Annotated in this window: 23 protein-coding genes, 1 tRNA gene and 1 pseudogene; 8 read left to right on the top strand and 17 right to left on the bottom strand. The window is 53.8% G+C overall.

Annotated features, from left to right (window positions below):
• Positions 1 to 271 precede the first annotated feature (271 nt).
• The gene (locus PXT33_RS12180) at positions 272 to 1,078 is read left to right on the top strand and encodes a helix-turn-helix transcriptional regulator (protein ID WP_002584331.1); all 807 of its coding nucleotides are present in this window, start codon (positions 272 to 274) and stop codon (positions 1,076 to 1,078) included.
• Positions 1,079 to 1,196: 118 nt separating this feature from the next.
• On the opposite strand, the gene PXT33_RS12175 is transcribed toward PXT33_RS12180, so the two are convergent.
• From PXT33_RS12175 to PXT33_RS12100, 16 genes and pseudogenes are all read right to left on the bottom strand, one after another.
• Complete coding sequence (locus PXT33_RS12175) at positions 1,197 to 1,688, bottom strand: nucleotidyltransferase domain-containing protein (protein ID WP_002584332.1); 492 nt, start codon at positions 1,686 to 1,688, stop codon at positions 1,197 to 1,199.
• Between the two features lie 51 nt (positions 1,689 to 1,739).
• Positions 1,740 to 2,117 (bottom strand): TnpV protein, encoded by a 378-nt coding sequence (locus PXT33_RS12170; RefSeq protein ID WP_002584333.1) that lies wholly within the window; start codon positions 2,115 to 2,117, stop codon positions 1,740 to 1,742.
• Positions 2,077 to 2,439, bottom strand: coding sequence for a helix-turn-helix domain-containing protein (locus tag PXT33_RS12165; RefSeq protein ID WP_332376653.1), 363 nt, complete (start codon positions 2,437 to 2,439; stop codon positions 2,077 to 2,079). The genes PXT33_RS12170 and PXT33_RS12165 overlap by 41 nt, the downstream gene beginning before the upstream one ends.
• A 64-nt stretch (positions 2,440 to 2,503) precedes the next feature.
• Positions 2,504 to 2,662: a Maff2 family mobile element protein gene (locus PXT33_RS12160; RefSeq protein WP_015565202.1), complete on the bottom strand. Its 159-nt coding sequence runs from the start codon at positions 2,660 to 2,662 to the stop codon at positions 2,504 to 2,506.
• 134 nt (positions 2,663 to 2,796) lie between these two features.
• The gene (locus tag PXT33_RS12155; RefSeq protein WP_345786158.1) at positions 2,797 to 4,557 is read right to left on the bottom strand and encodes a VirD4-like conjugal transfer protein, CD1115 family; all 1,761 of its coding nucleotides are present in this window, start codon (positions 4,555 to 4,557) and stop codon (positions 2,797 to 2,799) included.
• 2 nt (positions 4,558 to 4,559) lie between these two features.
• Positions 4,560 to 5,018, bottom strand: coding sequence for a PcfB family protein (locus tag PXT33_RS12150; protein ID WP_350339883.1), 459 nt, complete (start codon positions 5,016 to 5,018; stop codon positions 4,560 to 4,562).
• Positions 5,019 to 5,048: 30 nt separating this feature from the next.
• Positions 5,049 to 5,489: a DUF3846 domain-containing protein gene (locus tag PXT33_RS12145; protein WP_291018193.1), complete on the bottom strand. Its 441-nt coding sequence runs from the start codon at positions 5,487 to 5,489 to the stop codon at positions 5,049 to 5,051.
• Between the two features lie 11 nt (positions 5,490 to 5,500).
• Positions 5,501 to 5,971, bottom strand: a complete 471-nt coding sequence (locus PXT33_RS12140; protein WP_291018196.1) for a hypothetical protein — start codon at positions 5,969 to 5,971, stop codon at positions 5,501 to 5,503.
• Positions 5,972 to 6,038: 67 nt separating this feature from the next.
• Positions 6,039 to 6,983: a ParB/RepB/Spo0J family partition protein gene (locus PXT33_RS12135; RefSeq protein WP_291018199.1), complete on the bottom strand. Its 945-nt coding sequence runs from the start codon at positions 6,981 to 6,983 to the stop codon at positions 6,039 to 6,041.
• Complete coding sequence (locus PXT33_RS12130; protein ID WP_291018202.1) at positions 6,940 to 7,806, bottom strand: ParA family protein; 867 nt, start codon at positions 7,804 to 7,806, stop codon at positions 6,940 to 6,942. Before PXT33_RS12130 ends, PXT33_RS12135 begins: the two co-directional genes overlap by 44 nt.
• Positions 7,772 to 8,638, bottom strand: a pseudogene (locus tag PXT33_RS12125) (DUF6017 domain-containing protein). Before PXT33_RS12125 ends, PXT33_RS12130 begins: the two are co-directional and overlap by 35 nt.
• Before the next feature lie 217 nt (positions 8,639 to 8,855).
• A complete protein-coding gene (locus PXT33_RS12120; protein WP_291018206.1) occupies positions 8,856 to 9,086 on the bottom strand; it encodes a DUF6462 family protein in 231 nt (76 codons plus the stop codon).
• Between the two features lie 290 nt (positions 9,087 to 9,376).
• Positions 9,377 to 10,888 carry a lysine--tRNA ligase gene (gene lysS / locus PXT33_RS12115; protein WP_332376650.1) on the bottom strand — a complete coding sequence of 504 codons (1,512 nt, stop codon included), beginning with the start codon at positions 10,886 to 10,888 and terminating at the stop codon, positions 9,377 to 9,379.
• Between the two features lie 25 nt (positions 10,889 to 10,913).
• A complete protein-coding gene (greA, locus tag PXT33_RS12110) occupies positions 10,914 to 11,399 on the bottom strand; it encodes a transcription elongation factor GreA (RefSeq protein WP_005945007.1) in 486 nt (161 codons plus the stop codon).
• A gap of 207 nt (positions 11,400 to 11,606) precedes the next feature.
• On the bottom strand, positions 11,607 to 13,103 hold the full coding sequence (locus PXT33_RS12105; RefSeq protein WP_332376649.1) for a leucine-rich repeat domain-containing protein: 1,497 nt from the start codon (positions 13,101 to 13,103) through the stop codon (positions 11,607 to 11,609).
• A 244-nt stretch (positions 13,104 to 13,347) separates the two neighbouring features.
• A complete protein-coding gene (locus PXT33_RS12100; RefSeq protein WP_005944998.1) occupies positions 13,348 to 15,432 on the bottom strand; it encodes an elongation factor G in 2,085 nt (694 codons plus the stop codon).
• A 243-nt stretch (positions 15,433 to 15,675) separates the two neighbouring features.
• On the opposite strand from PXT33_RS12100, the gene PXT33_RS12095 reads away from it, so the two are divergent.
• Positions 15,676 to 16,155 carry a dCMP deaminase family protein gene (locus PXT33_RS12095; protein WP_005944992.1) on the top strand — a complete coding sequence of 160 codons (480 nt, stop codon included), beginning with the start codon at positions 15,676 to 15,678 and terminating at the stop codon, positions 16,153 to 16,155.
• A gap of 389 nt (positions 16,156 to 16,544) precedes the next feature.
• Positions 16,545 to 17,543: an ornithine carbamoyltransferase gene (argF, locus tag PXT33_RS12090; protein WP_332376648.1), complete on the top strand. Its 999-nt coding sequence runs from the start codon at positions 16,545 to 16,547 to the stop codon at positions 17,541 to 17,543.
• Positions 17,544 to 17,599: 56 nt separating this feature from the next.
• On the opposite strand, the gene PXT33_RS12085 is transcribed toward argF, so the two are convergent.
• Positions 17,600 to 18,160 carry a biotin transporter BioY gene (locus tag PXT33_RS12085; RefSeq protein WP_332376647.1) on the bottom strand — a complete coding sequence of 187 codons (561 nt, stop codon included), beginning with the start codon at positions 18,158 to 18,160 and terminating at the stop codon, positions 17,600 to 17,602.
• Positions 18,161 to 18,493: 333 nt separating this feature from the next.
• On the opposite strand from PXT33_RS12085, the gene PXT33_RS12080 reads away from it, so the two are divergent.
• From PXT33_RS12080 to PXT33_RS12060, 5 genes are all read left to right on the top strand, one after another.
• Positions 18,494 to 18,667 (top strand): hypothetical protein, encoded by a 174-nt coding sequence (locus PXT33_RS12080; RefSeq protein WP_347070333.1) that lies wholly within the window; start codon positions 18,494 to 18,496, stop codon positions 18,665 to 18,667.
• A gap of 88 nt (positions 18,668 to 18,755) precedes the next feature.
• A complete protein-coding gene (locus PXT33_RS12075) occupies positions 18,756 to 19,331 on the top strand; it encodes a hypothetical protein (protein ID WP_118526853.1) in 576 nt (191 codons plus the stop codon).
• Between the two features lie 122 nt (positions 19,332 to 19,453).
• Positions 19,454 to 19,945 (top strand): RNA polymerase sigma factor, encoded by a 492-nt coding sequence (locus PXT33_RS12070; RefSeq protein WP_044954130.1) that lies wholly within the window; start codon positions 19,454 to 19,456, stop codon positions 19,943 to 19,945.
• Positions 19,932 to 21,071 carry a DUF4349 domain-containing protein gene (locus PXT33_RS12065; protein ID WP_332376645.1) on the top strand — a complete coding sequence of 380 codons (1,140 nt, stop codon included), beginning with the start codon at positions 19,932 to 19,934 and terminating at the stop codon, positions 21,069 to 21,071. Before PXT33_RS12070 ends, PXT33_RS12065 begins: the two co-directional genes overlap by 14 nt.
• Positions 21,072 to 21,157: 86 nt before the next feature.
• Positions 21,158 to 21,234, top strand: a tRNA-Met gene (locus tag PXT33_RS12060).
• Positions 21,235 to 21,330: the final 96 nt, after the last annotated feature.

The raw sequence follows: 21,330 nt of genomic DNA, 5'->3' as shown, positions 1-21,330 counted from the left end.
TGGTACGCTCGTTTCGGTCAGGGTTCCTCCATATCCCTGCCAAAAGTCATGGCGCTACATCGCCGGGGAAGCATATCCCACACAGGCTGGTCATTCGATTGGAATAATCCATCGATGAACTACCTGTATCATAGAACATTTTTGTGCCCTGTGCCGTATGTCCACAAAGTAGGAATTAAGGGTAAAAATCAGAAATTTCCACGATTGCGGAAAGTATGATATAATCCAGTTAAGCGGCAGTAATGAAACCGCCGGAAAGGAGCGTGCGCCCATGAAAGGAGCGACAAGCATACAGGAACGCCTTTGGGAACTCCGCAAGGACAAAGGCTTAAATCTGGAAGAATTATCAGAGCTGACGGGCATTTCCAAATCAGCTCTTGGCAGTTATGAAAAAGAGGATTATAAGGAAATCAATCATGGCAACCTTATCACGCTGGCAGACTTCTATGGGGTTTCCGTTGATTATCTGCTGTGCCGGACAGAGAACCGGGAGCAGATCAACACGCCACTAACAGAGCTGCATTTGAATGATGAGATGGTGGCACTTCTGAAAGGCGGTCGGATTAACAACCGTCTGCTCTGTGAGCTTGCCACTCATAAGGACTTTATCAAGTTTCTTGCGGACATTGAGATTTATGTAGATGGGATTGCCACCATGCAGATTCAAAACCTCAACGCCCTTGTCGATACTGTCCGGCATGAAATCATTGAACGGTATCGCCCCGGCGAAGACGACCCGCATTTGAAAGTGCTGCAAGCCGCCCATATCAGCGATGATGAATATTTCAGCCACATGGTTCTTGATGACCTCAATCTCATTATCCGGGATATTCGGGAAGCCCACAAAAAGGACAGCGAGAGTGCGCCCCAGACCACCGTTGCCGATGAATTGAAAGAAAATTTGGAAGCGGTTGAAAATTTCAAGGGCAGTCGGGATGAAAAGCTGGTTGTCCTTTACTGCAAGCAGCTCGGCATCAACTATAAAAATCTGTCAGACGAAGAATTTCGCTGGCTCATTCGGATTCTACAAAAATCAAAGAAAACAGGAACTCCTATCAGTCAAAGGAAAAAACGGTAAAGAAAAACCGCTGTTGCATGGTTGTGTTTGCTTCCATGTAGCAGCGGTTGGTGCTATACTTATTCAGTTAAAATTTCAAAGCGATAAAGTGGAATTTATCTTAGAAATTACAGCAATGTTATTTTGATAAACTTTCAAGAATTGAAATATCATGCTTATCTTTATCTCTTAATTCATAACCTGAATGGAAAACTCTTTGGCCTTTTAAGGATATACAAGGAATTGTTTTTCCTTCAAAAAAAGCACTACCAAAGTAATCTTTTTCAAACTCATACCAGCCACCCTCTAAATCAGCTTGTTTTGAAGTTCCGTCCTCACTTAAAACGAACGGGTGAATGTCTAAGTAACCAAGTTCATCACTATATAACTCTATTCTAACCGGTTTCCAGTCTGTATCAATTTTATAGCCCAGATTCAAAAGCACATTTAACAATTTTTCCGTATGTTGAGCATCAAAATTTATATCTATATCTCTATGAATTCTTGTTTGTTTACCAGCTAAAATATCTACACCCCATCCGCCATCCAACCAGTATGTAATTCCAGTATTTTCGAATAATTCTATTACTTTCATTAAATCTTCTTTTGTTGTTATTTCTTTTCTACCCATACAAAGTCTCCTTTACAACTTCTAATTTGTAATAATCATTCTACCATACCGTTATGAATAAATCATCTCATGTAAAACAATTTCTTCTGCCCGGTTGTGAATGTTATTGCAACGCTGCACCCATTCCATTTGACGGGTACGCTTCAATTCCTCGGTCACGCCCTCGGCAGCTTTCATCTGCTCCATGATGGTGTCTAACCGTTTCTGTGCCTGTTCGTTCAGGTCTGCAAGATATGTCCACAATTCCCCGGTCAGGGTCAATGTGTGTAATCTGGCTGGGCAGACTTCTCTTAAATATTCCCGGTGCATCCGTCCGTACTTTCCGATGGGGCGGTGTTCCTCCGGCAACTTCAAGTCCGGGATGTAGTAATCTCCAACAAGGATATAATCAATTCCATTTTCTTTTATTCTTGGTTTCAATTCGCTCATGTTCCTTACCTCCTGTGGAAGCAGGCTCGTCTGGTACTAACTCAATCACATCGGTAATCTCACAATTCAGCGTTTCGCAGATACGGGCTAATGTATCCATGCTGATGTGCTTTCCCTCTTTGCTCATGTTGGCAATCATATTTGTTGTCATACCAGCGGCAAGCCTTAAATCCTCTTTTCTCATATCACGCTCTAACAGTGTGTGCCAGAGTGGTTTATAGCTGATGTGCATATTGTTTTCCTGCCTTTCTATCCATACCACCGGAGCGGCTGCCCCGGCAGGAACTTTTCTCTTATTATAGCACCAATCTTGTGAAATCACAATTTATTCTTGTAGCCTGCCGCTGATACCGTCTGGATTGGCTTTTCCTTTCTTTTTGTTCCCTTTAATTAGCCATGAACTGCTTCATGCCCTGAGACTTGGAGCCGGGGTTGTCGTTACCATAGCCCTCCAGCAGATTGATAGCACCCCACACGCCGAGACCGGCACCGAGGGCAACAACGAGGGTCTGGAGGACTTCGATAGCAGAGTTAAAGAATTCCATAGTCGTTTCTCCTTTATAAATGAAAGTTGTAGACCGTCCGTACACACCTGAAGCTGCATATTGAAGCCGCAAACTGCGGCGGAAGTTGGCTTGCTGGTGTACCTCTCCGATCAAAAATAAAACCGCCTACCGGGTCAGGCAGACGGAAGCGAATCAGCGTCAATCACAACAAATTCATCATTGGGATTGATTTTTTCTTTTCGGTTCAGATATTTTTCAATATCGAAGGTGTTTTTGGGGTCGTAATCCGAGGTCAGCTTGTAGTTAGGGTGCTGGGTCAGGTCGTACTTGTCAGAAAGAAACGGTCTGACACCACGCAGCTGCAAAATACACTTGCCGCCGTCCAACACCGCCAGCTCGTCCCGGCTCAATAATTCGTGACCAAGTTTTTGGAACGATGTTCCGTAGGATGGCGAATTACCGCGCGTGTCCGAAGTGTTAAAAGAATCAATCGTTTCTTTTCCCAGAATTTCGGACAGGTCTTTCAGTGTACCGGGTTCCGAGCCGCCGAGAAAAATCTGACTGTCCATGTTGCCAATGATGGTATCCGCATTGTCCTTGTAGATAGCCTTTAGCTGGCTTTTCGCCTGCAAAACAAGACAGGCGGAGATCTCACGGCTGCGGATGGTGGCCACCAGCTTTTCCAGATTGGGAATCTGCCCGATGTTGGCACACTCGTCGATCAGGCACCGCACATGGACGGGCAGCTTGCCGCCGTACACATCATCTGCTTTATCGCACAGCAGATTGAAAAGCTGGGTGTAGACCATGCTGATGAGGAAGTTGAAGGTGGAATCCGTGTCCGACATGATGAGGAACAGCGCCGTTTTCTTATCACCCAACGTGTCCAGTTGCAGCTCATCGTACATGGTGAGGTCACGCAATTCTTGGATGTCGAAGGGCGCAAGCCGGGCACCGCAGGAAATCAGGATGGATTTTGCGGTCTTTCCGGCAGCCAGCTTGTAAAGTTTGTACTGCCGACCGGCAAAGCTGTTGGGCTTCTTTTTTGCCAGTTCTTCAAACAGCAGATCCACCGGGTTCTGGTATTCCTCGTCGTCCTCCAACACCTGCATGGTGTTGAGCATTTCCAGCAGAGTAGCGAAGTTTTGCTCCTCCACCGGGGCTTCATAATGCAGATAGGCGATCAGGGCGGTCAGCAAAAGACGTTCACTTTTCTCCCAGAAGGGGTCCCCGCCGGACCCTTCGCCCTTGGTGTTGGTCATCAGGGTCGTAACCAGCTTCAGAATGTCCTTTTCGCTGTGGACATAGGCGAAGGGATTGTAGTGCATCGACTTTTTGAAGTTAATGGTATTCAGGATTTTCAGCTTGTAGCCGTTTTTCAGAAGTGCGTTCCCGCACTCGACCACGATACTACCTTTCGGATCGGTGACGACATAGGAGCTGTGGCACTGAAGCAGATTCGGTTTCAGCCAAAACCGCGTCTTACCGCTGCCGGAACCGCCCACTACCAGCACGTTTTTGTTTCGGGCGTTCTTGGGGTCAGGCGGGCGGTTGGACATCATCAACCGTTCTGTTTTAGTCAGGATGATGTTGTCGGCAAACTTAGGAGCCATGAACGGCTCAATGTCCTTGGCATTGCCCCACCGGGCAGAGCCGTACTCCATGCCATGGCGGTACTTTTTGGCGTTTTTTCCACGCAAATAGACTGCAAGCCGTAACCCTGCGCCGCAGCACAAACCCACCAGCAAATCCAGCGGATGCAGGCTGGGCAGAGGGTTTGCAAACGCCACCGGGATGGTGCCCATTATGGACATAATGCGTTCACCCAGCTCCTTGCCCTCGGCAAGCCGCCACGCCTCGCCAAAGTTGGTTGCCACCAGCCCCAGCAGAAGATAGGGCAGATAGAGCGCCAGCAGCTTTGTCAGCTTTTTCATGGTCACAGTCCACGCTCCTGTTCCTTGTGCCGGACTTTGCCGGGGAGTTCTGCCGCCGCCTGCACCAACTCCTGCAATCGTGCCAGAACCGAGGGGCGTTTATCCTTGTTCAGCAGAGATGCCGAATACTCCTTGAACGCCGATTGAAATGCTTCTGCATCCGGGGCTTTGAAAAAGACCAGATACCGGGGCGGCACTTCGGAGGTGTCTTTGCGGATGGCATAGTCGATGCCGTACTTTTTGGCATAGCGTTCCAAGCCACGGATGCCGGTCTTGCTGATCTCCACGCTGGATACGCCCCGGTTTTGCCGCAGAAGGGTACGGACGCTCTGCTTGCCTTGGGATGCCTTGGATTGGTACAGCCGAAGCGCTGCCTTTACCGCCCGCAGGAGTGTCCGGGCGGACAGCTTTGTGGTGGAGATCATAATGTTGAATGATTTCTGCTCGATTTCTTCCTGCATTTGCATCACCCCCTGTGCAGAAAATAGGAATCAGCGGTCAAGACCTGCATTCTTCGATGGCGCAGCTTTGTTTTTCTCAGGGCGGACTGCCTCATCGGGTACACGAATGACCATCATCCGATGTCCCAGCCGGATAAAATCTTCGGGCTGGTGAAATTTCTTCTCAAACTTTTCAGCCAATTCCGGGGTGAGGGATGCAAAATCTTCCTCACCCAGACCGACCACCAGAAAGGTTCCGGCAACCACATCGTAGGCTTCGCCATGCTCATCCCGCAGGGCGCGGTTCAGGGGCAAACCCATCAGCTTGCCATCATCGTTGTAGACGATGGCAACCGGGTCGCTAAACGGGTAGCTGGCACCGATGCTGCCACCGACTGCCTGCTGCAATGCTTTCAGATCGTTGTCAATCTCGACCTGTTTCGGGTACTGCCCCGGCGCGATTTGCAGGACAGAAAGAGTGTTTTCTTCCATTCCGCTTCCCCTCAGTCGATGCAGATGCAGGTCAGCGCATCCTCATCGACCATCAGCGTGACACTGGCGGTTTCCAGATACTTCTGGATGGCAAACATATCGCTCATGGTCAGGGGTGCGAACTTGCCATCGTCCGTATAGCGGTGGAAAATCACCGACCCGGTCAGATACCGCTTGCCCATCAGCTTGATGACCTGCTTCGGGTTATAGCGGAAACCCAGCGGCTCCTCCTTGGAGATGCCGTAGCCGGCATCGTCCTCGTCAAAGCAGGGCAGGATGTGCGGAGCCTCCTCCGGCTGGATCACGGTCAAATCCAGAACGGGTGACACAGCGGCGAAATAGACATCCGTGCTGGCAAGCTCGTTCTGCATTGCCATGTGCATGAACGAAAAGAAGCCAGTCACTGCGTCGTCGATGTGGTCGATCTTCTTTCTCATGGTGTCGATGGTCTTTGCGGTCTTGAAATCTATCGTCTTATTCATAGGCGTTTCCTCCGTTATTTTTGAAAAATAAAAAGACCCGAATTGGGTCTCTTGGTTCAGTCTGCGCTCAACGCGCTTCTTCCTGTTTCTTCTGTTTTGCCTGCTGCTTTTTCATCTGCCACTGGTCGAGGAGCTTGATGATGATGCTTTCCATCTGCCGAGGCGTGTAGTTGCGCGGAAAGTATTTCCGCAGGGTCTCGTTTTTGATGGTCACGGTGTCTAGTTCGCTTTTCTTTTCCTCGTTCATAATGTCGTAGACTGCATCGTAACTGAACTCGCCCTGCTGTGCCAGCTTTTTCAGCTGCTGTGCCTGTGAAAGAGAGGGGGCATTCTGCGTGTCGTTCATGGCTTCAAGAAAATCCCGTTGCTGATTTTCATCCAGATAAGATAATTCAACCGCAGGATTAAACGAGATTTTCTTCTCGTCTACCATGTCCAGCAGTTCAGGAACAAGGTTTGTCAGGCGGATAAAACGGTGGACTTGATTACGGCTGTCTCCTGCTTCCTGACCGACGATATCGAGTGCTTGCAACTTCATCCCAACTTGGGATGAAGTTAAATCCGACCTAGCACCTTGATTTTTTATCGCATCCAGCTTCATTTTATACGCGAACGCCCGTTCGCTGGGCAGGATGTGTTCTCGCTGCAAATTGGAATCGACCATCAGTATCGTGGCTGCATCATCCTCCATATTGCGTACAATGACAGGCAAGGTATCCAGATGCGCAAGTTCCGCAGCGTGTTTCCGGCGATGCCCGGAGATAATCTCATAGCCGCCCTCTGGTCTGGGGCGGGCAATCAGCGGCGCAAGGACACCAAACTGCGAAATGCTTTCCACCGTCCGGGTCATTGCATCATCGTCCAGCACCTTGAACGGGTGGTTCTTGAACGGAAACAACTCGTTGACGGGAATCTGCTGTACCTGTTCTCGCTGTTCCTCCTGCCGGGTTTCCTCCGAACTGAACAGGTCATCTAGCCCTTTCAGAGCTACGTTTAATCCGTTTTTCGGCATCCGCCAACACCTCCCTCGCTAAAGATTGGTAGGCTTCTGCCACCTTGCCCTTGGGGTCGTGCTGGAAAATGCTCTTGCCTGCGGCACTGGTTTCGGCGGCACGGACAGACCGGGGAATGGTCTGGTCGAACACTTTGATTTTACTGCCGTATGCTTGGCGTATCAGGGTGTCAATCTGCTTTCCGTAATTTGTGCGGCTGTCCGTCATGGTGAGCAGGATACCCTCGATTTTTAATTTCGGGTTGATCTGCCGCCGCACCTTGCCGACAGTCCGCAAAAGCTGTTCCAGACCTTTGGCGGACAGGTATTGTGCCTGAACGGGAATCAGCGTGGTGTCAGCCGCCGCCAAAGCGTTAATAGTGAGCATCCCCAGAGAGGGCATACAGTCCAGCAGGATATAATCGTACTCCCGTTTTGCTCCGTCCAGCACCTGTTTGAGCATTTTCTCACGGTTCATACTGTTTACAAGAGCCACTTCCAGTCCCGCCAATTCGATGTTGGCAGGGATAAGGTCTACGCCCTCTGCATGATGCAGGATGCCCTCACCGGGCTGGATGGGCTGGTCGTTCATTGCCTTTTGCATCAGCGTAGACAGTGTGGTGGGCAGTTCGTCCGGCTGCTGCCAGCCCATGCTGATGGTAAGACTGCCCTGCGGGTCGGTGTCCACCAGCAGAACTTTCTTGCCCTCCATTGCCAGCCCAATGCCCAGATTTTCACAGGTGGTGCTTTTTCCGACACCGCCTTTCTGGTTCGTGACTGCGATAATCGTTGCTTTCTTTGCGATAACATCACCCCGCCTTCCGGGAACCGTGCGCAAAGTCATGGTTCGTTAAGTTCTGATAGTGTAGATTCATGGTCGTGGGCGCATTGTAGAGCGATGCCAGAAGATACTGTTTCATGTTCCGCACGGGGGTCGCATTTTCGGCAAGGCTGTTCAGCACAAAGCGGATGTGGTCGGCATTCAGCTTTTTCAGCCGACTGCGCACCACCTCGGCAGGCTTATCATCCCCGGCGATTCGGAGCATCCTTCGCTTGGTGGCACAGGTGTCCACCAGCAAATCCACGATCTGATAGATGGTGTCCTCATCATCCGGGAAAAGCCGAAGCAGCAGTTCGACCTCCAACGCCTGATAAAAATAATCCTCAAGTTGCTCCCGAATATCCCCTGAGTGGATAGGATCAGGTTTATTCATCTCTGTCTTATTCTTATCAGTCTTATTTGCTTGCGGTTTTGGCCGCTCCTGAACTGCGCTTTGGGCAACGCCTGAATTGCTGTTTGCACAATTCAGATTGTGCGTTTTTGACAGCCCTGTGGTGAAGTCTTTGACGTAAATCAGGCTGGGTCTGCCCAGACCGCGCCGCTTGCGCTCGATCAGGTCGATTTGCTCCAGTTCCCGGAACAGCTTGACCGCCTTGTGTTCGGCGCAGCAGAGCGATTCCTGCACTTCCCGGACGGTGTAGATGATATACACCCGTCCCTGCTTGTCCATCTAGCCGTTCTTGACCGACAGGCTCATGCGGTCGAGCAGGATACCGTACAGCGTCCGGGCATCTGTGGAAAGCTGCCGGAAACGGCTGTCCTGAAACAATGCCTTGGGGATGCGGAAGTAGGAAAACAGCTCACCCGACTGCCCATAGAAATAGTCGAGCGTCATTTGGTGTGTCCTCGAATTTTCAACTGTGAGTGCTTGTTCATGTGGAAACCTCCTTTGACTATTTTATCGCAAGGCTAGAAATTAGCGCAATCGCAACAGCATATCTGCGATATGCAAACCAACGTTGTTGCTGTTGCATTAAAAAGTTGGTTTGCTATAGAGTAAAAGAAAAAGCGCACCTTCGGATGAAAAGTGCGCTATGTAAGAAAACTCTGATTCAGTTGTTGCTGCGATGCTGTTCCAGATAATCGTCCAGCATGTCCAAATCAACAATCGCTATCTTTTTTATGCGGAGTAGTGCATGAGCGTCCTGCGCCAGCTTTCGGAACGAAATCTTGCCCATCGAATAGAGAACCATTCCTTCCTCGTAGCCAACGTATCTCTTTTTCTTCTTGGCCAGAATTTTTTCCAGTTCGGGAACTTCAAACGAAGCAGCTTTATGTTCCATGACATTCTTCTCCTTTGTCAAGGGTAATGGTATAATTGCATTATCAGGATATAGAAAGAGGACACCTCACGTTCAGCAATCGCTGATGGTGAAATGTCCTCTCGGCTGTTTTCTCGTTTACAGTTCTCTGCTGGTAGCCAGAAGTAAAAATCTGTCTGTACTAACAGGGATTTTTTTGCATCTCCGTCAGTCCATGCGGAAATCCGTCAAGGATGTCAGCTTTCTGACACTTTCCGTGTCGGAATCCGCGATGTATTTCATTGTCGGAGACACAAAGATTACCACGTAGCTCAGTTAGATTCCGGGCGCATCGTGGGGAACAGCAGCACATCGCGGATGGAGGCGCTGTCGGTGAGCAGCATCACCAGACGGTCCACGCCGAAGCCCAGACCGCCCGTGGGGGGCAGGCCGTACTCCAGCGCATTCACGTAGTCGTAGTCCACCTGTGCCTTGCAGTCGGGCTCGATGGCCTTGCGCTCGGCTACCTGACGCTCGAAGCGGCCCTTCTGGTCGATGGGGTCGTTCAGCTCGCTGAAGGCGTTGCCGTACTCGGTGCAGTCGATGAAATACTCAAAGCGCTCGGTGAAGGCGGGGTCGTCCGGCTTGCGCTTTGCCAGCGGGCTGATCTCCACGGGGTAATCGTAGATGAAGGTGGGCTGGATGAGCTTGTCCTCCACGAAGGCATCAAAGAACTCGGCCAGAATGGAACCCTTGGTGGGCACCTCGGGCAGCTCCACGTGGTGCTCCTTGGCGGCGGCGATGGCATCCTCGTCGGACTTCCAGTCGTTGAAGTCCACGCCGGAATACTTCTTCACGGCTTCCACCATGGTCAGGCGCTCCCAGTGGCCCATGTCGATCTGCTTGCCCTGATAGGGGATGACCATGCTGCCGCAGATCTTCTGGGCAAGGCGCTTGTACAGCTCCTCCACCAGATCCATCATGCCGTGGAAGTCGGTGAAGGCCTGATACAGCTCGATGCTGGTGAATTCCGGGTTGTGCTTGGGGTCCATGCCCTCGTTGCGGAAGATGCGGCCCACCTCGTACACGCGGTCCATGCCGCCCACGATCAGGCGCTTGAGGTACAGCTCGGTCTCAATGCGCAGCACCATGTCCATGTTCAGGCTGTTGTGATGGGTGTAGAAGGGGCGTGCAGAGGCGCCGATCTCGAAGGGGGTCAGGATGGGGGTGTCCACCTCCAGGAAGCCCTTCTCGTCCAGATAGGCGCGGATCTCCTTCAGGATCTGGCTGCGCTTCACGAAGGTGTCCTTCACCTCGGGGTTGGCGATCAGGTCCACGTAGCGCTGACGGTAACGCATCTCGGTGTCGGTCAGGCCGTGGAACTTCTCAGGCAGGGGGCGCAGGCTCTTGGCCAGCAGGGTCAGCTCGGTGGCGCGCACGCTCAGTTCGCCGGTCTTGGTGCGGAACACCTCGCCCTTCACGCCGATGATATCGCCCACGTCCAGCTTCTTGAAGGCGGCGTAAGGCTCTTCGCCCAGCTCATCGCGGCGGACGTACAGCTGAATGTCGCCCTTATCGTCCCGCAGGTGGGCAAAGCTTGCCTTGCCCATTACGCGCTTGGACATCATACGGCCAGCCAGCGCCACGGTCTTGCCGCTGTCGGTCTCGTTGGGCAGGTCGGCAAACTCGGCCTTCAGATCGGCAGAGTAGGAATCCTGCGGGTACTTGGTCAGGGTGAAGGGGTCGTGGCCTGCAGCCTGCAGGTCGGCCAGTTTCTGGCGGCGCACCTGCACCTGCTCGCTCTCGGACAGGCCCTGCGCCGGGTTCTTCTTTTGTTCTTCCATGGTTTCTCCTATTCGTTTGGCCTGCTCAGCCTGCAGCGTGGGTAATGTTCAGCACGGTGTACTCCACGGTGTGGCCGGTGGGCAGCAGCACTTCGGCCTTGTCGCCCACAGCCTTGCCCAGCAGAGCGTGGCCCACGGGGCTTTCGTCGCTGATCTTGCCGTTCAGGGGGTCGGCTTCGGTGCGGCCCACAATGTCGTACTCCTCGTTCTCGTCCTCGCCGGTCATGAGGATGGTGACGTGGGTGCCCACAGAGACATTGTCCACGCTCAGCTCGCTCTCATCAATGATGACGGCGTTCTTGATCATCTGCTCCAGTTCGGTGATGCGGTTCTCCACCAGACCCTGCGTATTCTTGGCCTCGTCGTACTCGCTGTTCTCGGAAAGGTCGCCGTGGCTGCGTGCTTCCTTGATCTCTTCGGCCAGCTCCTTGCGGCGCACCGTTTTGAGGTATTCCAGTTCCTCCTGCATTGCCTTCAGACCGGCAGCGGACATCTTGATCTCTTGTGCCATTTGAGAATCTCTCCTTGTCTCTATTTGTGCTGTGCAGCCGCAAAGCCGCACAAGAATGCCATTTTGACTACATTATTATAATAGCAGGCGGCTGCTTTGTCAACAAAAAAGGCGGCGGTAGGGCAGAAAAATGTGTCGGCTGGAGCAAATAACGGAACAGCCCGCTCTTCAAAAAAGGAGAACGGGCTGTTTTGATTCCATTGGGTGTTACTTGGTAGACGGTTTCATCTGCTGTGCCTTTTTCCACGCGCGAATGGCTTTTACGGTGGAGACCGGCACATGGGGGTCGAATTTGTCCGGATGCTCACTGCTGCGCAGCGTCATCAGCTCGTTTTCAATTGCCCACTGTGCAGCCTGCTGCGCATCGGTGTCGTCGGTGTCGATATCGGTATAAGCGGCTTCGGCAGCAGGAGCAGGCTGTCCGGCATCCTTCCAGAGCACTTCGGCCAGTTCGATGCGAGTTTCCGGGATGGCGGTACCCTTGGGCAGATGATGGATCAGCCACAGCTCGGTGCCCAGCTGATGCAGCCCGCCCACCAGCAGTGCACCGCCAATGATCGTTACCGCAGTGCTGATGGCAGGGTCAACAGGGGCGTCGTCGATCGTGGGGGCGCTGGGAATATCCATTGTTGAAGCTGTGACTGCTACGCGATTCTTAGGCATAGTAAAGGTGAAGCTTTCTTTATTTTTGTAGTATTCTGAATTGCTTAAACCATCAATCTCCCAACTACCAAAAGAGAGACCACTGTCAGCGAAAGACTGCTGATCAAAAGTGATTTCAACTGTAGCACCGACGGGCACAATAGCTGTATCGCCAACTACAGGATCGCCATCTACTGTGAAAATGCCGCCGCTGACGACCAAAGGCTGTACCCAGTAATTCACGGTGAAGCCGTCCGCTTGAATTTTTTCCAAAACTGTGTTATCTACGCTGCCGCTTTTTAGTAGAGCGTTCCAAGAGTATTTGGTACCGTCATAATTGATAGTGTTGAATTTTGCGCAATCAATAAAAGCATCTTTTTTGATTTCAGTAACATCATCCGAGATGTTTAATGTGGTGAGTTTTCCGCATTTATAAAAAGCATTTTCGCCGATGGAAGTGAATCCATTGGGAAGGGTAAAAGACTCCAGACTTATACAGTTGGCAAAGGTTGCATCAGGAAGCGCGCTTAGCTGCGAATTCTTTTCAAAGGTAACTTCTTTTAGTCCGGTACAGCGGTTGAACACATGTGAACCCATAGTAGTTACACTGCTTGGAATGGTGATTTCTGTTAAACTATAACAGTTCTGAAAAGCTTGATACCCGATTTTAGTAAGCCCATCGGGAAGATTGATGTCTTCGAGTTTGAGGCAAGAAAAGAAAGCGAAATCACCGATTTCCTTCAAACTATCGGGAAGTGTGATGGATGTGATTTCGCCGTTAAATCTTGTGTTGCGAAAAGCTTTATCCGCAATGGCTGTTACAGTGTAGGATTCTCCATTCAAGGAATTTGTTGCTTTTTCTGGAATAGTTACTTGGGTCAATAAGGTGGTTGCTTCGGGTCCTTTGACTTTGGCGGTTGTGTCACTTGTTATCTCGTATGTAAGACCGTTAAAGTTAAATGTATCGCCCGTCTCCGCCGCAAATGCAGAGACTGCCCCGACAGGCAGAAATGTCAGTGCCATGCTGAATGCCAGCAGCAGGCTGATAAGTCGCGTTTTCATATAAATTCCTCCTTGATACGACTTTTGCGGGTGGATCTTGTCTGCGCGGATCGTGGACAAAAAAGATTCACAATTCCTTATTCTACCCCCCCCAACAGAAATCAAGGATTTTAGACAAGATTGGAAGGATGCCTAAAAATGGCAGAGATTTTAGAGGATCTGAGAAAAATAACAACAAAAACCCCCGCTGACAGAGGGAAAAGTGTCAACGGGGGTCGGGAAAATGTCCTATTCAGTTAGAGAATCAATCGTCTGCGCTCTCGTCCAGATTGCCCAGCTTCTTGGCCTGCTCCACAACGGCAGGCACCAGCATCTCGGGCAGAACCTCGTAGCGGGCAAACTCGGTGGTGAACCAGCCGCGGCCCTGCGTGGTCTGCCGGATGAAGGTGGTAAAGTTTGCAAGCTCTGCCAGCGGCACTTCAGCGATGATGGTCTGCAGGCCGTCATCGTCCGGCTCCATGCCCAGCACGCGGCCGCGGCGCTTGGTCACATCGCCCATGATATCGCCGGTGTTGTCGTTTGGCACATGAGCCTTCAGGGTGTGGATGGGTTCCAGAATGACCGGGCCGGCCTCCGGCATAGCGGCCTTGTAAGCCAGCTTTGCGGCCATAATAAAGGCCATCTCGGAGCTGTCCACCGGGTGGTAGCTGCCGTCCAGCAGGGTGGCTTTCAGGCCCACTACGGGGTAGCCTGCCAGCACGCCCTTTTCGGCGGCAAGGCGCACGCCCTTTTCAACAGCCGGGAAGAAGTTCTTGGGCACGCTGCCGCCGAACACCTTCTCCTCAAACACGACCTGCTCGCTGTCGCAGGGCTCGAAGTTGATGATAACATCACCGAACTGGCCGTGACCGCCGGTCTGCTTCTTATGACGGCCCTGCTTCTGGCAGGCCTTGCGGATGGACTCGCGGTAGGCGATGCGGGGTGCTTCCAGCCCGATCTCCACGCCGAACTTGTTCTTGAGCTTGGCCTTCACCACGTCCAGATGCTGCTCGCCCAGACCGCCGATCACCTGCTGATGGGTCTCGGCGTTGTTCTCGTAGCTCAGGGTGGGGTCTTCTTCCATCAGGCGGGCCAGCGCGCTGCTGATCTTGCCCTCGTCGCCCTTCTTGGCCACAGTGACGGCCATGAACAGGCTGGGCTTGGGGAACACGGGGGCGGGCAGTTTGACCACGCGCTCAGCGTCGCACAGGGTGTCGCCGGTCTTGGCGCTCACCAGCTTTGCCACTGCGCCGATGTCACCGGCAATGATGCCGTCGGAGTCCACCTGCTTTTTGCCAATGACGGTGAGGGGCTTGGAGATCTTCTCCACATCGCCGGTGCGGGCGTTGGTGAGGGGTTCGCCTGCAGTCACCTTGCCGCTGACCACGCGCAGGTAGCTCAGCTTGCCCACGAATGGGTCGGCCACGGTCTTGAACACGTAGGCGGCGGTAGGCTCGTCCACGGTGCAGTGCAGTTCCACCGGCTCGCCGGCGGCATCCTCGGCCAGCGTGCTGGCTTCGTGCTCCGGGCTGGGCAGCAGCTTGTGCATGTTGAACAGCAGCATATCCAGCGCCTGCTGGTTCACGGCGCTGCCGCAGAACACGGGGGTGATCAGGCCGTCCTTGACGCCCTTGCGCATGCCTTCCACGATCTCCTCGGTGGTGAAGGCTTCGCCGCCGAAGAACTTTTCCATCAGCTCATCGTCCGTTTCGGCGATGGCTTCGCTCATGGCCTCGATCAGGCCCTGAAAACGGTGGCCGATGTCCGGCAGGTCCACCTGGATCTGCTTGCCGCCCTCGTACTTGAAGGCCTTCTGGCTGAACAGGTTGATGTACACGAGGGTGCCGTCGTCCAGCTTGGCGGGCACCACGCAGGGGCAGACGGTGGAGCCGAACTTGATCTTCATATCCTCAAGGATCTTGAAGTAGTTGGCATTCTCCAGATCGCACTTGGAGACGAACACCATGGTAGCCTTGCCATTCTTGCGGGCCAGCTGGAACGCCTTTTCCGCGCCCACAGTCACGCCGCTGCGGCCGGACACTACCACCAGCACGCTCTCGGCGGCACGGATGCCCTCGTACTCACCGGCCTCGAAGTCGAACAGGCCCGGCGCATCGATCAGGTTGTACTTGATGCCCTCGTACTCCACGGGGACGACCGATGCAGACAGGCTGGCCTTGCGCTTTGCTTCCTCGGGGTCAAAGTCCGAAATCGTGGTGCCGTCCTCGACCCGGCCCATACGCTCGGCAGCGCCCGAAAAATAGACCAGCGCCTCGGTGAGCGTGGTCTTGCCGCTGCCGGCATGACCGGCAATCAGGATATTGCGGATGTTGTTGCTTGCGTATTTCATATCGGTTTTTCCCTCATTTCCGCCGCACGGAGCATTCTCTCCGCTTTTGTGGCATATTTTACAAAGATAATACCACACTTAAAATGATTTTTAAATATTTCGTTTGAAAATTCTGACGAATCAAGCGCCAAACTTCGGGGCAAGGTTTTGTGCAAGTTGCACGGCAGTGCCAAAGTTTATTGTAAAATCCACAGCGATACGCTATAATAAAAGGCAGAATAAAGGCACAAGGAGCATACCAAAATGAAACGCACGGATTACATCAACTGGGATGAATATTTCATGGGCATTGCGCTGCTCACGGCCATGCGCTCCAAGGACCCCAACAGTCAGGTGGGCGCGTGCATCGTCAGCTCGGAAAACAAAATTCTGTCCTTGGGCTACAACGGTATGCCCATTGGCTGCAGCGACGACGAGATGCCCTGGGAGCGGGAGGGCGCACCGCTGGACACCAAGTATATGTACGTGTGCCACGCCGAGCTGAACGCCATCCTCAACAGCGCCCACAATAACCTGAAAGGTGCGCGGGTGTACGTGACGCTGTTCCCCTGCAACGAGTGCACCAAGGCCATCATCCAGTCGGGCATTGCCGAGGTGGTGTACTACGGCGACAAGTACCACGACAGCGATTCCAGCGTGGCGGCGCGGTTCATGTTCAAAAAGGCCGGCGTGAAGCTGACTGCCTATCAGTCCACCGGACGGAAGGCAGAGCTGGAGCTGTGAACTTTTTTCATAGCATCTTGACTTTTGTGTGGGATTGCATATACTAAGGGTAGGAAGTTGGTTAGAACATTCCATTGTATCCACGCACAAAAAAGAGCCCTCTCAGAGTTGCAGCTCCGAGAGGGTTCTTTTTGTGCTTACTTGCCCTTGCGGTGACTCTCAAGCCACTTGCACAGGAAGTGTGCAGCTACCTGTGCTGCGACAGCCACCAGAAAATTGGTTAGAATGGTGTCCACGGTATCCACCCCCTTCTGTTGCCAGAATGGAGAAGGGCAGCACAGCCAGTATAGCATATCCGACAGGGTATTGCAATTTTTTCAGAATCCCAGTATAATATATAATATAAGTATAAATATACAATGAAATTTGCATAGAGAGGGAAATATACAATGAGTCTGAAGAACCGCAGCTTTTTGAAGCTATTGGACTACACCCCTGCCGAGATCGAAGAACTGCTGGACCTTGCCGCAGACCTGAAGGCAAAAAAGAAGGCCGGCATCCGCCACAATGACCAGCTGGCAGGCAAGAACATCGCCCTGATCTTTGAAAAGACCTCCACCCGCACCCGTTGCAGCTTCGAGGTCGCTGCCCACGATCTGGGCATGGAAGTGACCTACCTTGACCCGTCCGGCAGCCAGATCGGCAAGAAGGAGTCCATCGCCGACACTGCCCGTGTGCTGGGCCGCATGTTCGATGGCATCGAGTACCGCGGCTATGGCCAGCAGATCGTGGAAGACCTTGCCCACTACGCCGGTGTGCCGGTGTGGAACGGCCTGACCAACGAGTTCCATCCCACCCAGATCCTGGCCGACTTCCTCACCATCCGGGAGCACTTTGGTCACCTGAAGGGCATCAACTTCGTTTACTTCGGCGATGCCCGCTACAACATGGGCAACAGCCTGATGGTGGGCTGCGCCAAGATGGGCCTGAACTTCACCGCCTGTGCACCCAAGAAGTACCAGCCGGACGCTGCCCTCGTGGCCGAGTGCCAGAAGATCGCTGCCGAGACCGGTGCCACCCTCACCTTTGAGGAGGACCCCGCCAAGGCCGCCAAGGGTGCCGACGTGCTGTACACCGATGTGTGGGTGTCCATGGGTGAGCCGGTGGAGGTGTGGGCTGAGCGCATCAACGACCTTGCCGCCTACCAGATCAACCAGCAGCTGATGGACATTGCAGGCCTGCACGCTGTGTTCATGCACTGCCTGCCCGCCTTCCACGACCACAAGACCACCGTGGGCAAGGAGATGGGCGAGCGCTTTGGCCGCGATGCCATGGAAGTGACCGATGAAGTGTTTGAAGGCCCCCAGAGCATCGTGTTCGACGAAGCCGAGAACCGGATGCACACCATCAAGGCCGTGATGGCTGCGACCCTTGGCTATGTAAAATAACGGATCACAAATAAAAAAGGGAGGCTGCGTTTGCAGTCTCCCTTTTGCTTTGCCTGTTAGGCTTCCTTCAGCTTCAGCACGCCAGCCTGTACCAGACGCTTGCGCAGCAGTGCACCCACGATGCAGCTCACCACGATCTTGGCGAGGTCCAGCGCAATGAACGGGTACACGCACACAGAAAGCGCATAGCCCAGCTCGCACTGCATCTGGAACACGAACCATGCGGTGCCCAGCACGTAGCAGGCGGCATCGCCCAGCACAAGGCCGATGCCGGCAATCACCGGCTGGCCCTTGCTCTTTTCGATGAACAGACCGCCGATGAAGGCCAGCAGCAGGTAGCCCACCAGATAGCCGCCGGTGGGGCCTGCCAGCTTGGCAATGCCCGCGCCGTAGCCGGAGAACACCGGCACGCCCACAAGGCCGATGAGAAGGTACACCGCCACGCTCAGGGTGCCGAACTTGGGCCCCAGCAGCCATGCGGTCAGGCAGATGACAAAGTTTGACAGCGAAATGGGAATGGCTCCGATGGGCACGCTCAGCGGGCCAAGCACGCACAGCGCGGCGGCCATCAGCGCAGTGACAGCCATCTGATAGGTGGTCAGTTTTTTGTTTTTCATAGAATAGAATTCCCCTCTGTTAAAAATTTACAAGGCATCTGTGCTCGAGTATAGCGCAGCGGGAGACAGATGGTCAACAATAAAGTTTCGAGGGGGTTTACAATAAAAACTCCCGGCACACTGACCGGGGGACAAAACACATTGTGTCGAGTCGGGAAATGTGATATACTGTCAATAAGGCGCTGATTGCAAAGTTGGTGGTCATGCTTTCTGTCCCGTTATCGCTGATTCTTCTTATCTAGTTTTCTACTTAGGATGAAGCAGAGGTTCCGGGAGGAAACTTTTTTGCAAGTGCCCTGCCCGGAGCCTTGAAGGCGAAGGGAGGGATGTCGGATGACTCTTTTGGAGACTCTCGCATTGCTCACGTTCATTCTCACACTGTTGAGCCTGATCGTGGATGTGATCCGCCTGACCATTGAGGTCGTGGCAAAGTTTTCCCAGAAGAAAGACGATGATAACAAAAAGATTGACCGCCCTGCTTCCAAACTGTGCGGTCAATCTTTTTGACAAGCGGGATGGAAAGCTGACCCTTGCAGTCAGCGCCCCTTCTGTATTTATTATACCGCATCAGCGTTATTTGTCAAGGAGGTTCCCTATGGGTGGAGGACACGTATCGCGCCCCGATTTCGGGATGCCGCAGCCGGACCCGGCCTACCCACTGACCGAGTTCTACCTGCTTTTGCAGCACGCACTGGACAAAGCGGGCCGCTTTGCGCTGCCTGCGCTGTATGCCCGCGTGCAGGCACCGGCCCGGCACATCTATCTGGACGAGGCGCGGGAATATTTGAGCCTTTCGCCTACCGGGCGGGAGGGGGATATCCGCCTGCTGGCCGAGGGCAGTCTGCAGCTGCTGTACAGCACCCTGCACGTCCAGCCGGACGGCACGCCTGCAGCCCTGCTGCTCACCGAGGAGTGCACCCGCGCCACGGTGGCGGTGCAGCTGCTGCCGCCCTTTGTGTGGGAGGACCCGCTGCCGCCGCTGCCGGACACCCCTGCGGCGCTGACGCTGCAGCTGACCATGCAGGATGTGATGCAGGCCGATACCGACCCGGCAGCGCTGGGCAGAAAGCTGGCTGGCACAGCGGCGAACAAGCGCTGGCTGCACCATCCGAAGGCCGAGACCTTCCTTGCAGAACGGGTGGCCCTGCTGCAGAGAGTATATAAAAGGTGATTTTCATAAATTTTTCCAGCAATGCAATCTTCGGGGGCGTTCAGCCGTGTATAGGGTGAATGTCCCCCGTGGAACACGAATTCCACCAGCCCTGTACAGGCGGTAAAGGAGAGCTTGAAACTATGGGACAGCTGACCAGAAACGAAGTATTTACGCTGGCAGTGCAGAAATACAGCGATGCTGTTTACCGCGCTGCCATACACAACAGCCGATGCACAGCCGATGCCGAGGACGTGGTGCAGGATGTCTACGAGAAGCTCCTGCATTATAATGGTACGTTTGAGAGTGAGGAGCACCTCAAGGCGTGGCTGCTGCGGGTGGCCATCAACCGCTGCCGGGACCTGACCCGCGCAGCCCATCAGAAGGACACCGAGCTGGACGAGAACCTGCCCGCGCCCGATGCGTTTGAGGACGGCAGTGTGCTGGACGCAGTGCGCGCCCTGCCGGAAAACTACCGCAATGCCATCTATCTGCATTACTACGAGGGGTACACGGCGGCGGAAATCGGCCGGATGATGGGCGCACCGTCCAACACGGTGCTGAGCTGGCTGCGGCGTGCCCGGGCGCAGTTACATACGATGCTGAAGGAGGAGATCGAAGATGAGGTGGTATGAGTACAAGATGGAGACGGACGACCTCTACGCCCCGGACGATCTGAAGGCAAAGCTGCTGGCCATGACCGACCAGTTGACCGAAGAAGAAAAGGCCCAGCCCATGATGAAAACCGCCGCACCGGTACCGGCTCAGTCCGCCCCGGTGCAGCCGAAGAAGAAACTGATCCGCTTCCCCGCAAAGCGGGTGGGCGCACTGGCGGCCTGCCTTGCTGTGTGCGTGGTAGGCTATGGTGCTTTTGCCACCGGACAAATCGGCCTTGGCGCAAAGAGCAGCAGCCCGGCGGTCTATTATTCTGCGGACAGCACTGCGGCGGCGATGGCGGCAGGCGGCGCGGACCGCGCCGCTGTGGACAGCCCCATGGCAGCCGATTACAGTCTGAACACCATGGCGCTGGAAAGCGGCGCAGACAACGGCACCGCTGTTTATTCGGAGGACGACGCGGCAGCAGCGGCCCATAGCACCGACCACGCAAAGATCATCTACACCGCGAACCTCAGCCTGGAAAGCAAGGACTACGACGCAGCCCGCGCCGCGCTGGATGCTGCCCTTGCTGAAGCGGGCGGCTATCTGGAATCCAGCAGTGAATACTCGGATGCCGGTGACAGCCGCAGTGTCAGCCTGACCTACCGGGTGCCGCAGCAGAACTACGAGAACTTTCTTGCCGCCGTGGCCGAAGCAGGCAACGTGACCTACAAAAACCAGCAGGCCGACGACGTGACCGCCCAGTACATGGACGTGGAGACCCGGCTTGAGAATCTCAAGAACCAGCGAACCCGCCTGCAGCAGCTGCAGCAGCAGGCCGACAACCTCTCCGACCTGCTTGAGATCGAGTCCAGCCTGACGGATGTGCAGAGCCAGATCGAGAGCTGGCAGAGCCAGATGGACTGGTACAACGATCAGGTGGAAGAGTGCACCGTGTACGTGAGCCTGAGCGAGGTGAGCACCTACTCGCCGCCCAGCGAGGGCTTCGGCAGCCGCTTTGTCAGCGCCCTTTCCGCTGGCTGGCAGAACTTTGTGGGTGGCCTGCAGCAGGTCATCGTTGCCCTTGCCGGTGCATGGCCGGTGGTGGTGATCGCAGCCGCCGCCTGCGCAGGGTTCGTGGTTTGGAAAAAGAAGAAAAAATAAATCAAAAAAATACTTGACATCCGCCCGCCCTTGTGGTATTATACTTGAGCAGTCAGCGAGAACCGCTGAGAGCACAAAGTAAATATCGCGGGGTGGAGCAGTCTGGTAGCTCGTCGGGCTCATAACCCGAAGGTCGTTGGTTCAAATCCGGCCCCCGCAACCACCAAGCGTTCTGAGATCTCTCAGAACGCTTTTTTGTTGTCTGGATCCGATACGAAGAAGGGGCTGCTGCACATCGTTTTAGCCGAAAGTGCAGCAG

The sequence above is a fragment of the Faecalibacterium taiwanense genome, from assembly GCF_036632915.2.
Taxonomy (GTDB): Bacteria; Bacillota; Clostridia; order Oscillospirales; family Ruminococcaceae; genus Faecalibacterium; species Faecalibacterium taiwanense.
Note: the sequence above shows the minus strand (reverse complement) of the source record. Positions and strands in the feature narration are given on the sequence as shown.